The sequence below is a fragment of the Micromonospora sp. GCM10011541 genome, assembly GCF_042650725.1.
In the GTDB taxonomy this organism is placed as follows: domain Bacteria; phylum Actinomycetota; class Actinomycetes; order Mycobacteriales; family Micromonosporaceae; genus Micromonospora; species Micromonospora sicca.
This window is the reverse complement of the sequence record NZ_JBHSBP010000009.1, coordinates 20,039-34,420: the sequence shown is the minus strand read 5'-3', so window position 1 is coordinate 34,420 and position 14,382 is coordinate 20,039. Positions and strand designations below refer to the sequence as shown.

13 protein-coding genes are annotated in these 14,382 nt (G+C 74.3%); 6 read left to right on the top strand and 7 right to left on the bottom strand.

All coding sequences use genetic code 11. From position 1 onward, the window contains the following. Positions 1-98: 98 nt before the first annotated feature. From ACFOYX_RS03045 to ACFOYX_RS03035, 3 genes are all read left to right on the top strand, one after another. Entirely contained in the window at positions 99-3,065 is a 2,967-nt protein-coding gene (locus ACFOYX_RS03045; RefSeq protein WP_322441919.1) for an AAA family ATPase, read from the top strand. Positions 3,066-3,170: 105 nt separating this feature from the next. Beyond that, positions 3,171-3,941: a DUF5995 family protein gene (locus tag ACFOYX_RS03040; RefSeq protein WP_322441918.1), complete on the top strand. Its 771-nt coding sequence runs from the start codon at positions 3,171-3,173 to the stop codon at positions 3,939-3,941. Between the two features lie 54 nt (positions 3,942-3,995). Beyond that, entirely contained in the window at positions 3,996-4,301 is a 306-nt protein-coding gene (locus tag ACFOYX_RS03035; RefSeq protein WP_322441917.1) for a hypothetical protein, read from the top strand. A gap of 4 nt (positions 4,302-4,305) precedes the next feature. Here the strand turns inward: ACFOYX_RS03035 and ACFOYX_RS03030 are convergent, their stop codons facing one another. Next, positions 4,306-4,854 (bottom strand): CGNR zinc finger domain-containing protein, encoded by a 549-nt coding sequence (locus ACFOYX_RS03030; protein ID WP_322441916.1) that lies wholly within the window; start codon positions 4,852-4,854, stop codon positions 4,306-4,308. Positions 4,855-4,978: 124 nt separating this feature from the next. Here ACFOYX_RS03030 and ACFOYX_RS03025 point away from each other — a divergent pair, with 124 nt between their 5' ends. The 3 genes from ACFOYX_RS03025 to ACFOYX_RS03015 all read left to right on the top strand — a co-directional run bounded on the left by ACFOYX_RS03025 (position 4,979) and on the right by ACFOYX_RS03015 (position 8,691). Then, complete coding sequence (locus tag ACFOYX_RS03025; RefSeq protein WP_322441915.1) at positions 4,979-5,842, top strand: hypothetical protein; 864 nt, start codon at positions 4,979-4,981, stop codon at positions 5,840-5,842. Positions 5,843-6,017: 175 nt separating this feature from the next. Beyond that, a complete protein-coding gene (locus ACFOYX_RS03020) occupies positions 6,018-6,464 on the top strand; it encodes a hypothetical protein (RefSeq protein ID WP_322441914.1) in 447 nt (148 codons plus the stop codon). Between the two features lie 124 nt (positions 6,465-6,588). After that, the gene (locus tag ACFOYX_RS03015; protein ID WP_322441913.1) at positions 6,589-8,691 is read left to right on the top strand and encodes an amino acid transporter; all 2,103 of its coding nucleotides are present in this window, start codon (positions 6,589-6,591) and stop codon (positions 8,689-8,691) included. 21 nt (positions 8,692-8,712) lie between these two features. Here ACFOYX_RS03015 and ACFOYX_RS03010 read toward each other — a convergent pair whose 3' ends face one another. From ACFOYX_RS03010 to ACFOYX_RS02985, 6 genes are all read right to left on the bottom strand, one after another. Beyond that, positions 8,713-9,672, bottom strand: coding sequence for a TIGR03557 family F420-dependent LLM class oxidoreductase (locus tag ACFOYX_RS03010; RefSeq protein WP_322441912.1), 960 nt, complete (start codon positions 9,670-9,672; stop codon positions 8,713-8,715). 177 nt (positions 9,673-9,849) lie between these two features. Beyond that, entirely contained in the window at positions 9,850-10,056 is a 207-nt protein-coding gene (locus ACFOYX_RS03005; RefSeq protein WP_109799819.1) for a hypothetical protein, read from the bottom strand. A 122-nt stretch (positions 10,057-10,178) separates the two neighbouring features. Further along, positions 10,179-11,384, bottom strand: coding sequence for a low temperature requirement protein A (locus tag ACFOYX_RS03000; protein ID WP_322441911.1), 1,206 nt, complete (start codon positions 11,382-11,384; stop codon positions 10,179-10,181). A 314-nt stretch (positions 11,385-11,698) separates the two neighbouring features. Then, positions 11,699-12,637: a hypothetical protein gene (locus ACFOYX_RS02995; protein ID WP_322441910.1), complete on the bottom strand. Its 939-nt coding sequence runs from the start codon at positions 12,635-12,637 to the stop codon at positions 11,699-11,701. Positions 12,638-12,855: 218 nt separating this feature from the next. Beyond that, entirely contained in the window at positions 12,856-13,203 is a 348-nt protein-coding gene (locus tag ACFOYX_RS02990) for a TcmI family type II polyketide cyclase (RefSeq protein ID WP_322441909.1), read from the bottom strand. Between the two features lie 83 nt (positions 13,204-13,286). Next, positions 13,287-14,087: a BTAD domain-containing putative transcriptional regulator gene (locus ACFOYX_RS02985; protein ID WP_377533777.1), complete on the bottom strand. Its 801-nt coding sequence runs from the start codon at positions 14,085-14,087 to the stop codon at positions 13,287-13,289. Between the last annotated feature and the right edge of the window lie 295 nt (positions 14,088-14,382).

Genomic DNA, 14,382 nt, shown 5'->3' with positions numbered 1-14,382 from the left:
GCCACCCGCAACCTTTAGTCGCAATGTCGACGCGAGGAGTACCACAACGGCACTGAGCCCGTAGAACGGTCCGGGAGTCTGTGATTAGGCTGCGAGCCATGGCCAGCGATGTGGACACGGCACCGCTCGTCGGCCGTGCCGACCAGCTCGCGGCGCTGCGGTCGGCGCTGCTCGACGACGTCGCCCAGGGGCACACCGCGGCGGTCTTCCTCACCGGCGAGAGCGGGGTCGGCAAGACCCGCCTGCTCACCGAGGTCAGCGCCCGGCTGCGGGACGCGGGCGCGCTGGTGCTGACCGGCACCTGCCTGGACATCGGCGACGCCTCCCCGCTGCACCCGCTGCGGCAGGCCCTGCGCCGGTTCGACGCCGAGCTGACCGCCGCCCAGGCCCGCACCTCCTCGGCGGTGCGCGGCCTGCTGCAGATGTTCGACGACGAGACCCCGGGGCCGGACGGCGCCGGCGCGCTGCTGGAGCGGGTCTCCCGCGGCCTGCACCTGGTCGCCGGCGGTCGCCCGCTGGTGATCGTGCTGGACGACCTGCAGTGGGTCGACCGGAGCACCCGCCAGCTGCTGCTCTACCTGCTCGCCGGCCTCGGTGACCTGCAACTGTCGGTACTCGCCGCGATCCGGGCGGAGGCGCTGCAGGGCGCCCACCCGCTGCGCCGTGTCCTCACCGAGCTGCGCCGGCTGCGGTCGGTCCGGGTGGTCGACCTGGCGCCGCTGGACCGGGCGGACACCGACCGGCTGGCCGCGGCCGTCGTCGGCCGGCCGCTGACCCCCGACGCGGCCGAGCTGGTCTGGCAGCGCAGCGGCGGCAACCCCTTCGTGGCCGAGGAACTCGCCCGGGCCCTGCGCGACGGCCGCGACGGGCTCTCCGACACCCTCCGGGAGATCTTCCTGGCCCGGGTCGACGCCCTGCCGCAGCACGCCCACGCGGTGGTCCACGCGGTGGCCGCCGGGGTCGAGCCGGTCGAGCACTGGCTGCTGGCTCAGGTCGTCCGGCTGCCGGAGGAGGAGCTCATCGAGGCGGTCCGGGCCGCCGTGGCGCACCGGCTGCTGGTCGGCGCCGACGAGGGCTACCGGCTGCGGCACCGGCTGGTCGCCGAGGTGCTGGCGCACGAGCTGCTGCCCGCCGAGCGGTCCGCCCTGCACCGGCGGTACGCCGAGGCGCTGACCTCGGCCACGGCGGAGCTGCACCAGGCCCGGCTGGCGCACCACTGGCGGCTGGCCGGCGAGCCGGGCCGCGCGCTGCCGGCCGCGATGGCCGCCGCCCGGGAGGCGGAACGCCTGCACGGTTACGCCGAGGCGCACCGGCACTGGTCGGCCGCGCTGCACCTGGCCGACGCGCCGGCCGTCGTACCGCCGGACCCGGACCGGGCCACCCCGGTCCAGGTCGACCGCGCCGAGCTGCTGGAACACGCCGCCGAGGCGGCGCACCACTGCGGCGAGCACGCCCGGGCGCTGGCCCTGCTGGAGGAGCTGGCCGGGGATCCCGACGGTCCGCCGGCCTGCGCCCTGCACATCCGGCGGGCCCGGTACCTGGCCGCCGCCGGCCGGTCCGCGCCCGCCGAGGCGGAGTACCGCCGGGCGCTGGCGGCGGCCGACTGCACCGCGCGGGAGCGGGCCACCGCCGCCGCCCACCTGGCCGAGCTGCTGCTGCACCTCGGCCGGTACGCCGAGGCCGGCGAGCAGGCCAGGGAGGCGTTGCAGCTCGCCGCCGCGGTCGAGGGCTCCGCCTCGGAGGTGGTGCTGGCCAGCGCCGCGCTCGGTTTCAGCGACGCCTTCCTGGAGGATCCCGACGCTGGGCTGGCGGTGATGCGGGAGGCGGTGGAGATCGCCGAGCGGTCTGGCCGGCCGGAGGACGTGGCCTGCGCGTACCTGCATCTGGCGGAGCTGCTGACCGGTCCGCTGAACATCCTCGAGGAGGGCGTGGTGGTGGCCCGCCGGGGCGCGGAGCGGGTCGCCGAGCTGGGGCTGGGCCGCACCTGGGAGACTCGGCTGCTGGCCATCGCCACCAACGGCCTGTTCCGGGTGGGGCAGTGGTCGGAGGCGGAGAAGGTGGTCGCGGCGGCGCTGCGGCACCGCCCGTCCGGCGCGGACGCGGTCGAGCTGCTGCTGGCCCGCTGCCGGCTCTCCGTCGGGTACGGCGACATCGAGGCCTCCGACCGGGATCTGGAGGCGGTGGCCACCGTGCTGGCCGGCGGCGGCGCCCGGCACGTGCTGCCGATGCTGATCCTGCGCGCCGGGCTGTCGATGTGGGAGGGGCGGCACGACCTGGCCCGGCAGGCCGTCCAGCGTGGCCTGACCGAGAGCCGCTCCGACGACGTCATCGTGCTGGCCACGCTGGCCTGGCACGGCCTGCGGGCGGAGGCGGAGGCGCACGCCAGCCGCACCATCGCGGTGGACGAGACGGCGGTCCGCCGGCTGCGCGAGGTGGTCGACCGGGTGGCCCGCAAGAGCGAGCACGCCGGCCGTCCGGTGCGCTACATCGTCGACGGCTTCCTCGCGCTCTGCGCGGCCGAGCTGAGCCGGCTCGACGGCCGGGGCGACCCGGAGCTGTGGGGCCGGTCGGCGGCCGAGTGGGACCGCCGGAACCATCCGTACCCGGCGGCCTACTCGCGGCTGCGGCAGGCCGAGGCGCTGCTGGCCCGGCGTAGCCGGGTGGCGACCGCCGGCAAGCTGCTGCGCCAGGCGTACCAGATGGCGCAGGGCCTCGGCGCGGTGCCGTTGAGCTCGGAGATCCGTACCCTGGCCGGCCGGGCGCGGGTGACGCTGGAGGAGCGGCCGGCGCCCGCCGGCGGACCGCCGGCGCCGGCTCCCCGCCGGCCCGCCGCGGCGCCGCCCGCCGAGCCGGCGGTGGACGAGCTGGCCGTGCTGACCGCCCGGGAACGGGAGGTGCTGGCCGCGGTCGCCGAGGGGCTGACCAACAAGGAGATCGGCCAGCGGCTGTTCATCAGCGAGCGGACCATCGGGGTGCACGTCTCGCACATCTTCGACAAGCTCCAGGTGCGGACCCGGGTGCAGGCGAGCGCGATCTTCCTGCGCAACCGCGTCGAACAGTCGTAGGGCCGGTCACCCGACATACGTCGTTCTACTGATCCCGGGCACAGGCGCGGCTGGAAGGCTGTCCACGTCACCGGTACGGGGGTGGCCGGCCACAGTGGAGGAGAGATGACCGAACCGGTCTGGGGTCCAGTGCACCAGGACATCGTCGGGCTGCTCGCCGACCACCCGGCCGACGTGCCGGCGGTCGTCGACCACCTGACCAAGCTGCAGGACCTGCTGGTCCGGCTGCCGCCGCTGGAGGCGAGCTGTCCCCTGGCGGACTTCAACAAGCTCTACCTGACCATCACCAGCACCGTGCTGGACGGCCTCTACGACGACCGCTTCGCCGATCCGGCCTTCCTGGCCCGGCTGGACGTCGAGTTCGCCACCCGCTACTTCGACGCGCTGCGGTTCTGGACGGAGTCCAGCCCGAGCACGCCGAAGGCCTGGTCCTGCCTGTTCCAGCGGATGCGCGGCCCGGACGCCCGGCCGCTGCCGTCGGCCGCCGCCGGGGTGAACGCGCACATCAACTTCGACCTGCCGTTCGCGGTGGTGACCACCCTGGAGAGCCTGGAGTCCGAGCCGGTCGACGACAGCGACCAGCACCGCGACTACCTGGAGATCAACAAGATCTTCGCGGAGCGGATCCCCGAGCTGCGCCGGGGCTACCTGGACCACTGGCAGCTCATGATCGACATGGTGAACGGCGACATCGACGACTGGTACCAGGGCGAACTGGTGGAGTACACCCGGAACGTGGCCTGGCGTAACGCGCAGAAGATCTGGCGCTGCCGGCACGATCCGGAGGCCCGCGAGTGTGAGCGGACGCGGTTGGACGACAACGCCGCGCTGCTCGGTCGGCTGCTGCTCTCGCCCCTCGGGGCGTTTCTGCAGTAGCCGCGACGGGGGGTCCCCGCGTTCCGTCGCCCGACGGAACGCGGGGACGTCGTCGTGGTGTGGGAGCTGGCGTACGCGGCGCAGAGCATGGCCGGCATGCGACCGGACCGGCCGGTGCGGGAGTCGGCGCAGCGGCTGCGGGTCTTCGTGGACGGCTACGGGCTGACCGGGGCGGGCCGTCCGGCGCTGGCCGGGCTGCTGGGCCGGCGCGCCCGCGCGATGTACGACCTGCTCCGCCGGGGCGCCCGGGACGGCGTGCAGCCCTGGGCCCGGATCCACGCCGAGGACGGCGTGTACTGGCGGGACACCGCCGCGTACCTGGACGCGCACGTCCCGGTCTGGACCGCGGCGCTGGAGTGACCGGTCAGGACCCCCGGGTCCGGCTCCGGTACGCCGCCGCGGCGGCCCGGTTGTTGCACAGCTCGCAGCAGAAGCGTTGCCGTCCGGCCCGGGTCCGGTCGAGGTAGGGGGCCCGGCAGGGATCGGCCGCGCACACCCCGAACCGGTCGGCGCCACCGGTCACCGCGGCCCGGGCCAGCGCCCCGGTGACCAGGGCGGCGAAGGGTCCGACCGGGCCGGCGTGCGGCAGCGGCGCCAGCCGCAGGGTGCCGTCGGGCGCCGCCTCGACCGCGGTGCCGTCGCTGACCTCGGCCAGCACCTCGTTGAGGGTGGCGATCCGGGCGGCCGGGTCGGGCGCGGCGAAGACCCGGTAGAGCCGCTCGCGCAGCTCCCGCAGCCGGGGCAGGTCGGCCTCGGTCAGCGCCCCGGTGACCTCGGCCAGGCCCAGCTCGCGGCCGGCGGCGTGAAGCCGGGCGACGGTGAGCTGGTCGACCGGTTCCTGGAGCACCCAGTAGCTGTGCAGCAGCGCGACGGCCAGCCGCAGCGCGGGCTCCAGGGGCGGCACGGCGCTCATCCGGGCCCGTCCCGCCGTCCGGTTGTCGACACGTCCCGCCGTCCTTCCGCCCTTGACCGATCGCCGTCCGTCATCCTAGCGTCATCAGTTATAAACCTGCTTTAGAAACTGATGGAGGTGGCTCGTGCGACGTCTGCCCGCACTGCTGTCCACGGCACTGCTCCTGGTGACCGGCGCGCTTGCCGGCGCGGGCGGGGCACGCGCCGAGGTTCCCGCCGGCGCCGCGCCGACCCGCCGGGACGCGGTCCTGGTCCGGGACATCGAGATCCCCGTGCCGGGGCAACCGGCCGTCCGGGCGTACCTGGTCCGGCCGGCGCACCCCGGCCGGCCGGACCGGCTCGCCGGCGTGCTGGCCCTGCACTGGTTCGAGCCGGGGCGGGCCGACCAGGACCGCACCGAGTTCCTGGCCGAGGCGACCGCCCTCGCGGGACGCGGGGTGGTCTCGGTGCTGCCCCAGCTGACCTTCCCGTGGGCCGCCGACCCGGTGGGCGACGCCCGGGACCGGGCCGCGGTGAGCGCGCAGCTCGACGCCGTCGGACAGGCCTGGCGCCGGCTGCTCGCCGAGCCCGGCGTGGACCCGCCCCGCACCGCGGTGGTCGGGCACGACTACGGCGCGATGTACGCCGCCGACCTCGCCGCCCGGGAGCCGGGCGTCCGGACCGCGGTGCTGCTCGCGCCGGACGCCACCTGGGCGAACTGGTTCGACCTCTACTGGCTGCGGCTGCCGGCCGGGGAGCGGGCCACCTACCGGGCGGTCTTCGCCGGGCTCGACCCAGTGGACGTGGTGGGGCGGCTCGGCGCCGGGGCGTACCTCCAGTTCGCGGCCGAGGACCGGTTCGTCGGCCCGACGACCCGGGTCGCCTTCGCCGCCGCCGCGCCCGACGCCCGGGTGTCGCTCTACCCCGGTGAGGAGCACGACCTGGGCGGTACGCGGGTCCGCGACGACCGGGTCGCCTGGCTCGCCGACCGCCTCGCGCTGGCCGGCTGAGCCGGAGTGCGGGACCGGCCGGCCCGGGGGGTGCCGGCCGGTCCGGGTTCGCGGGGGGAGTGGACCGGCCGGCCCGGGGGGTGCCGGCCGGTCCGCGATCGCGGGGGGAGCCGGGCGAGCCGGCCGGTGCGGGCGAGACGGGTGTCGGCCCGCCGGCACCGGGTACGCCCGGCGCATGACGACCAGCGAACCGGACCGGCCCGCGCCGGCCCACCCGACGACCGGCGGAACCCCCCGCCGGTACGGATTCCGCTTCGACCCGGCGTTCCGGCTGCCGCTCGCGCTGCTCGGGGTCCGGCCGGCGACGGCCGTTGTCGAGCTGGACGCCGACGCGCTGACGGTCCGGTTCGGCCCGTGGCGGCTGCGGACCGCCCGGAGCAACGTCACCGGGGCCGAGCGCGCCGGGCCGTACCGCTGGTGGCGGGTGGTCGGGCCGCACATCTCGCAGGTCGACCGTGGGGTGAGCTTCGGCACGAGCACCGCGGCGGGCGTCTGTGTCCGCTTCGCCACCCCGGTGCCGGCCCTGTTGCCCGGCAGCTGGCTGCGCCACCCCGGGCTCACGGTGACCGTCACCGAGCCGGACGAGCTGGTCCGCGCCCTGCGCGCCCCGGCCCCGGACTGACCGGGCAGGACGCCGCCCCGGCGGTAGGATCCCTCGCGCCCTGATGATCTCCCGGCTTGCCGGGTTCCGACGGGTGACGCCGTGGGTACCGCCTACGGTCGGGTCAGGGCCTGAAGGGGTGCAGATGTCGGACGGGCGGGACGGGGGGCAGCCCCGGCGTACGCGGGGGCGGCGCGACCAGGCGCGGTCGCACGGGCGCGCGCCGCGCGCGGGCCGCGAGCCGGAGCGCGGCGAGCGGGCCGGTCGTGGCCCGCGGGCCGTCCCGGAGTGCGTGGACACCCCCGTGCGGCCGGCCGAGCCGGCCAGCCGACTGAGCCGGTGGCTGTTCCAGCACCGGGTGCAGCCGGTCGGCCCGGAGACCCGGGAGCCGGAGGCGAAGGCGCACCCCTGGTGGCAGGTGATGTGCCTGACCGGCGTGGACTACTTCTCCACCCTCTCCTACCTGCCCGGCATCGCCGCGTTGGCCGCTGGCGCGCTCTCCCCGCTGGCCACCCTGCTGATCGTGGCGCTGACCCTGCTCGGGATGCTGCCGATGTACCGGCGGGTGGCCCGGGAAAGCCCGCACGGGCAGGGCTCGGTGGCCATGCTGGAACGGCTGCTGCCGTTCTGGCGCGGCAAGATCTTCGTGCTGGTGCTGCTCGGCTTCGTGGCCACCTCGTGGATCATCACGATCACCCTCTCCGCCGCCGACGCCACCGTGCACCTGCTGGAGAACCCGATCCTGCCGGCGTCCTTCCCGCACGGCGCCACGGCCGCGGTCGCGGTGACGGTGGCGCTGCTGCTGATCCTCGGCGGCGTGTTCCTGCTGGGCTTCAGCGAGGCGGTGCAGGTCGCCATCCCGCTGGTGGCGGTCTTCCTCGGGCTCAACGCGGTGATCGTGGTCGTCGGGCTGGCCGAGGTGGCCGCCGACCCGGCGGTGCTGAACGGCTGGACCCACGCCCTCACCGCCCGGGGCGCCGGCGTTGGCGACCTGCTCGGGCCGGCCGTGCTGGCCTTCCCGCTGCTGGTGCTGGGGCTCTCCGGCTTCGAGACCGGCGTCAGCATGATGCCGCTGATCAAGGGCGAGGGCGCCGACCCGCGGCAGCGGCTGGAGAACCGGATCCGCAACACCCGCAAGCTGCTCGCCACCGCAGCCCTGATCATGTCCGTCTATCTGATCGCGACCACCTTCGTCACCACCATGCTGATCCCGGCGGAGGAGTTCCAGCCCGGCGGGGCGGCCAACGGGCGGGCGCTGGCGTTCCTCGCCCACGAGCACCTGGGCGAGGCGTTCGGCACTGTCTACGACATCAGCAGCGTGCTGATCCTCTGGTTCGCCGGCGCCTCGGCGATGGCCGGCCTGATCAACATCGTGCCGCGGTACCTGCCCTCCTACGGCATGGCGCCGGAGTGGTCCCGCGCGGTCCGGCCCGTGGTCATCGTCTACACGCTGATCAGCATCGCCATCACCGTCGCCTTCCGGGCCGACGTCAACGCCCAGGCCGGCGCGTACGCGACCGGGATCCTGGCGATGATGGTCTCCGGCGCGATCGCGGTGACCATCTCCGCGTACCGGTCGCGGCACCCGTTCGCCGGGGCCGGCTTCCTGGTGCTGACCCTGGTGCTGCTCTACGCCCTGACCGAGAACGGGATCGAGAAGCCGGACGGCATCACCATCTCCGGCTTCTTCATCGCCGGCATCATCGCCGTCTCGCTGATCTCCCGGGTCACCCGGACCACCGAGCTGCGGGCCGAGCGGATCGAGTTCGACGAGGCGGCCCGACGGTTCATCGCCGACTCGCTGACCCACGACGGCCGGCTGCACCTGATCGCCAACAAGCGGCAGAGCGGCTCGGTGAAGGAGTACCGGGTCAAGGAACGGGCGCAGCGCGCGATGAACCCGGTGCCCGGGGCGGCCGATGTGCTCTTCCTCGAGATCGACGTGGTCGACCCGTCCGAGTTCAGCCACGTGCTGCGGGTGCACGGGGTGGAGGTCGACGGGTACCGGGTGCTGCGGGCCGGCAGCCCGGCCGTGCCGAACGCGATCGCGGCGATCCTGCTCGCGCTGCGCGACGGCACCGGCGTCCGCCCGCACGCCCACTTCGAGTGGTCCGAGGGGAACCCCCTCGCGCACCTGCTGCGCTATCTGATCCTGGGCCGCGGCGACACCCCTCCCGTGGTCCGGGAGATCATCCGCAAGTCCGAGCCCGACCCCACCCGCCGCCCCGGCATCCACGTCGGCGGCTGAGGTCCGGGCCGGGCCGCCGGCTCAACCGAGCGCGCGCAGCCGGGCGTTGAGGTCGCCGGCGAAGAACTCGAGGAAGCCGTCCGGGTCGGGGCCGGCGTTCTGCATGACGATGTGGTCGTAGCCCGCCTCGACGTAGGCGCGCGCCTTCGCGACGTGGACGTCCGGGTCCGGGCCGACCGAGAACTGCCGGCGGACGTGGTGGTCCTCCACCCAGGAGGTGGCCGCGTCGAAGTTGACCGGGTTGGGCAGCTCGCTCATCACCTTCCACCCGGTGATCGCCCACCGGCTGGTCTCCCGGGCCGCGCGGACCGCCTGCTCCTCGTCGGTCGCCCAGGCGATCGGCACCTCCGCGTAGCGCGGGCCCCGCCCGCCGGCCTGCCGGTAGTGGTCGGCGATCGACGACTTCGGCTCGGTGGCGAAGAGGCCGTCGCCCAGCTCGGCGGCCATGGCGGCCGAGGCCCGGCCGCTGGCCGCGACCGCGATCACCGGCACCGTCTCCGGCAGGTCGAAGACCCGGGCGTCCTCCAGCTGGAGGTGCCTGCCCTCGTACGACTGGTAGCCGCCCTGCCAGAGCAGCCGGATGATCTCCAGTGCCTCGCGGAGCCGTTCGTGCCGCCCGCGGACGCTCGGGAAGCCCTGCCCGACGACGTGCTCGTTGAGCCGCTCGCCGGCGCCCACCCCGAGGGTGAACCGGCCGTCCGAGACCAGCGCCATGGTGGCGGCGGCCTGGGCGATGATCGCCGGGTGGTAGCGCACCGTCGGGCAGGTGACGCCGGTGGCGAGCCGGAGCGTGCTGGTCTTGGCGGCGATCGCGCCGAGCACGCTCCAGGTGAACGGGGAGTGCCCCTGCACCTCGAGCCAGGGGTGGTAGTGGTCGCTCATCTCCACGAAGTCGAAGCCGGCCTGTTCCGCGCGGACCGCCTGCCGGATGAGCTCCTGTGGTCCGAAGGCCTCCGAGGCCAGTTTGTAGCCGATCTGCATCGCCGGGTCTCCCGTTCCGTCCGCGGTGGACCTCGGCCCTTCCCGGCAGGTCGGCCGGCAAACGCCAGCCGGGAACCCAGCCTCCTAGGACGCACTGCGGGTGGTGACGCGACCGGCCCGGCGCACGCAGCGGCCCGCGCCGCGGGGGGAGCGGGCGCGGGCCGGAGCAGTGAGGGATTACTTGGACGGCTCGGGGAGCGTGCAGTCCACCTTGGGGTTGGCGCCGATGTAGTTCAACGGGCCGGCCACGATGGTCACCAGGATGGTGCCCGCCTCCGCGCAGTTCTTGTCGTCGCTGCTGTAGTAGCCGCGCTGACCGGCCGCGATCGCGCCGATGATCAGCCAGATCACGACCAGGACGCCGACTATCGAGGTGCCGCGCATGGGTTGCCTCCAGGGGTGTGGTGGATTTCGAGGTGCCACCCCTGTACCCAATCCGCGCGTTCGGCTAACGGAGGCGGGGACCGGGCGGACGGCCGTTTACGACCATGCCCGGGAGCTTCGGCTCAGTGCGGCGGCTTCGGGGACTCCGGCGGCCGGCCCCGGCTGCGTCGATAGTCGGCGACGGCCACCCCGGCGAGCACCAGCATGGCCCCGGTCGCGGCGACCAGCGGCGGCAGGAAGAGCACGGCCGGGGCGATGGTGAGCAGCGCCAGCAGCCCGCCGGGGCGAGACAGCGAGACCCGGCTGAACACCTCGTACTCGAAGAAGGACCGGCCGACCAGGAACAGCGCCGGCCCGCCCAGGATGACCGCCGCCCACGCCGGCGGCGTACGCCCCGTCGGCTCGTGCAGCACCAGGTCGAAACCGGCCGCGGTGACCACCACCCCGGCCACGATCAGCAGGTGGGTGTAGGGGGCGGTGTTCAGGAACCGGCTCGGCTGCTTCGAACTGGAGATGGCGTGCGGCAGCAGCTCCCCGGACTTGTGCACGTAGATCCGCCACAGCAGCAGGGTGGTGATGAAGGCGACCGTGAAGGCGCCGATGTTCTGCGCCTCCGAGTGGTAGATGCTGAAGATCATGCCGGTGGTGAGGATGGCGTCGCCGAGCGCGATGATGAAGAACTGCTGGTAGCGCTCCGAAAGGTGTTCAGCCGTGACGTTGCGCTGGGCGTCCGGCACCACGCCGAGGCCGGGCACCGGGTACGCGAGCCGGAAGCCGACATAGTCGAGGGCGAGCGCCAGCGCCCACAGCGCCTCCCGGGCGTGGCCGTGGACGAACCCACCCGCGATCCACGGCACGGCGGAGACGGCGAACCAGATGAAGATCCGCGCCGCCCGCCGCTGGGTCTGCCGGTGGTGCCGGACCGTCGGCATCAGGAACAGGCCGCGACCGAGATGGATCGCGACGTACGTCGCGGCGAAGACCAGCCCTCGGCTGGCGAACGCCTCCGGGATGGTGGTGGTCATCAGCAGCGCCCCGAACATCACCGCGATGATCAGCAGCTTGATCTCGGTGCGCTCCGGGTCGTACATGTCGGTGACCAGGGTGGTGATCGCCCAGGTCCACCAGAGCGCCATCAGGATGAGCAGGGCCTGCAGGGCGCGTTCCCAGTTGAGATCGACGACCATGCCGCGCGAGACGAGCGCCAGCGCGACCACGTAGACCAGGTCGAAGAAGAGCTCCAGCAGCGTCACCCGGCGGGGTGACTCGGGGTCGCGCACCGGGGGCCGGCCTCGTCGCGAGGGCTGCTCGGGCGAGGCGAAGGGCACGAGTTGCTCCTGCGGTGCGGGATCGGCGCGACGGGCCGGTGGTCCTCACCGACGCTAGTGCTTTCACCACAAACGTTGGCCGGGTTGGTCGGGGTTGGGAAATGTCGCAGGGCTGGTGTTGGCGATGTGTGGGCGTGTGTGTTGGAGGTCGACGCGTGCCGGCGCCGGCGGCGGGACGCGCCGCTGGTGGGCTATCAGCAGTTGTGTCGGGAGCTGTCCGGGTCGGGGCCGGGCACCTTCGGAGAACTGGACACCACCGGTGCCCCCGGGCCGGTGGCGACGACGGATCGCCACCACCGGCCGGGGTACGGACCTCAGGCGTCCTCGCCGGCCCCCGCCGGGAGCACCCGGTCGGCCTCGGCGCCGGCGCCGGCCAGCACCCTCGCCTGCTGCGGCCAGGTGGCCAGGCTGGGCGCGGCGCGCAGGCCGGCGGCGCGGACTGTCTCCCGCAGCGCCGCCTCGTCCAGGTCGCCGAGCTGACGGTACGTGCGGATTCCGGCGGTCTGCAGGGCGGCGGCCAGCTTCGGTCCGATGCCCTGGATCCGCCGGAAGTCGTCCGCGGTCTCCGCGGGGGCGGCGCCGTTCGTCGCCGCGACGGCGACCGGCTCCGGCTGGGCCGGCGTGGTCGGGGCGGGCGGCGTGAAGTCGTCCTCGACGGCGGCCCGGGGAGCCGGGACGACGACCGGCGCGACGACCTCCTCGGCCTGCGGCGTGTGCTGCTCGGCCGGCTCGGCGTCCGCGACCACGCTGGCCGGACGTGCGGCGGGCTCCGCGTCCTCGGTCGACTCGACCTCGGCGGTCACCGGCGTCGCCGGCTCGTCGGCGTTGCTCGGCTCGACCTCGGCGAGCGGTGCGGCGTCGACCTCGGCCGGCGCGGTGGCCTCCGACGCGGCGTCGACCTCGGCCGGTGCCGCCTCGGTGGCGTCGGCCCGCTCGGCGTCGGCCGGCGGCAGGGCGGTGGCGTCGGCGGCCAGGGTGGCGGTCGCCGGGGGAGCGTCGTACTCGGCCGGGGCCGGCTCCTCGGTGACCGCGGCGGGCGGGGGGACCTCGTCCGCGACGGCCGCCGGCCGCTCGTGGTCGGCGGTGGCGGTGGTCGGGGCGCTGACCTCGGCGGCGTCCGCCACCGGGTCACCCTCCACGATGGGCGCCGTCGGGCCGTCGGCCGCCTGGCGACCCCACAGCAACCACCCGCCGGCGAGGCCCACCAGCAGGGCCAGGATCAGGATCAGCCATTGCCCGAAAGTCGACGGCACGGCAAACCTCCCTCTTATGTACGTGAACGACAGTCGTGAGAAAACCGGGGGCAGCTTCGCACACGTGCGTCGTGGACGACAGGGAGGTCGGCGGCTTGCGTCCCTGCTGGGATACGTCGTGCCGGGGGGTGGTGACGGGATGACCGAGCGTGTGCCGTCGCGACGGACCGGCGGGGGCGCCCCGGACCGCGGTGCAGGACGGGCCCGGGGAGTCGGTGTCAGCGCACCGGGTCGGACGCCGGCGCGGTGGTGGCGTCCCAGGTGTAGAAGCAGCCGGCGACGGCGTCCCGGGGGGAGCCCCAGGTCGGCAGGTACGGCGACGTGTGCGCGGAGAGTCGTTCGTTGACCTGCCGGTAGAGCGGGTGGTTGCGCACCCCGGCCACCGCGTCCGGGTCGACGTCCGCCGTCTCCACCAGGTGTACGCACAGGTCGTGCAGGCAGTACAGCGACCGGTGCCGGACGCCGGTGAGGCCGGGCAGCTCCGTCGCGTCTGACTCGGCGAAGATCTGCGCGACCCGCCCCTCCGCTCCCGGGACGATCCGGCTGACGATCAACAGACGACTCATCGGGGGACCCCTCTCGCCGGTGGTGCCCCTGACCCAGCCCGAGGACGTCGGACACCTTGTCGGGCCACCATGCCCGGCCGCTGTCACCTCTCCGTCACGCGGGGAGAGCGGCCGGTGACGCCGGAGCGGGGTGCGGGTGGCCGGCTGGCGTGCCGGATCGGGGCGAGGGTCTCGTCGAGCAGCGCGCACATCGCCGGGGAGGGCTCCAGGCGCAGCTCCCGCAGCAGCAGGTCGCGGTAGACGTAGAAGGCGTGCACCGCCTCGAAGGCGTTCCCTTCCGCGAGGTGGATCCGGACGACCAGGCGGTGGGGCGTCTCGCGGAGCGGCTCGGCGGCCATCGCCTCCAGGGCGGCCTCCAGCGCCTCCCCGTGCCGGCCCGCCGCGAGATGGTTGCCGGCGAGTTGTTCGAGCATGTGCAGCCGGAGCTGGCGCAGCCGTTCGCGTTCCAGCAGGACCCAGTCGTCGTACCAGCCGGGGAGCAGGTCGTGGCGGCCGGCGACGCGGACGGCGTCCGGCACCTCCCCGTCGCGGACCCGGGCCGCGACGTCGACCAGTTCGTCGGTGTCGAGGTGGACGGTCGGGTCGAGCCGGACGGTGTCCCCGTCGGTGAGCAGCGGGCAGCAGGGGTCCTGGCGCAGCCGCCACAGCGCGGTACGCAGTGACGACAGCGCCCGCTCCTCGGACGTCTCCGGCCAGAGCAGTCCGGCCAGGTGGCTGCGGGTCGCGGCCGGGCGCAGGCCGATCAGGGCGATGACCCGTTGCAGTCCCCGCGGTACCACCACCGGCACGTCGTCGTGCAGCAGCCGGAAACCGCCGAGCAGCTGTAGCGACACCCGCGGCGCGGGTCCGGCGCCGGCCGTCGGCAGTTTGGAATGACCGGTCACCGGCGCACCCCCTGCCCCGGACTCCTCGTCCCGACCGTCCTCGTTGCCCCGGTGCGCGGCTGCCCGCGACGCCGATGTCGGAACGGCTCCGCCGCGGCGGCGACGTCGGATGTCCGGCGCCGTCCGGGCTGACCGAGACGGAGATTATCAATGATGATTACACTCAGTCAACCTATTCGTCGTTAATGTGACCGTCCAGTACGGTCGGTTCGCAGCGGTCCTGAACTGCGAATATTTGTCGCTATGCGCTGGGTGTCGCAAGGGGACGCATAGCCCCGGCACAGTTTGCGTCAAC

What these genes read in the sequence shown, in the direction of transcription:
- ACFOYX_RS03010 (WP_322441912.1), bottom strand. Translation starts at nt 9,672, where the DNA reads ATGCAGATCGGCTACAAACTGGCCTCGGAGGCCTTCGGACCACAGGAG.
- ACFOYX_RS03005 (WP_109799819.1), bottom strand. Translation starts at nt 10,056, where the DNA reads ATGCGCGGCACCTCGATAGTCGGCGTCCTGGTCGTGATCTGGCTGATC.
- ACFOYX_RS03045 (WP_322441919.1), top strand. Translation starts at nt 99, where the DNA reads ATGGCCAGCGATGTGGACACGGCACCGCTCGTCGGCCGTGCCGACCAG.
- ACFOYX_RS03020 (WP_322441914.1), top strand. Translation starts at nt 6,018, where the DNA reads ATGACGACCAGCGAACCGGACCGGCCCGCGCCGGCCCACCCGACGACC.
- ACFOYX_RS02990 (WP_322441909.1), bottom strand. Translation starts at nt 13,203, where the DNA reads ATGAGTCGTCTGTTGATCGTCAGCCGGATCGTCCCGGGAGCGGAGGGG.
- ACFOYX_RS03040 (WP_322441918.1), top strand. Translation starts at nt 3,171, where the DNA reads ATGACCGAACCGGTCTGGGGTCCAGTGCACCAGGACATCGTCGGGCTG.
- ACFOYX_RS03030 (WP_322441916.1), bottom strand. Translation starts at nt 4,854, where the DNA reads ATGAGCGCCGTGCCGCCCCTGGAGCCCGCGCTGCGGCTGGCCGTCGCG.
- ACFOYX_RS03015 (WP_322441913.1), top strand. Translation starts at nt 6,589, where the DNA reads ATGTCGGACGGGCGGGACGGGGGGCAGCCCCGGCGTACGCGGGGGCGG.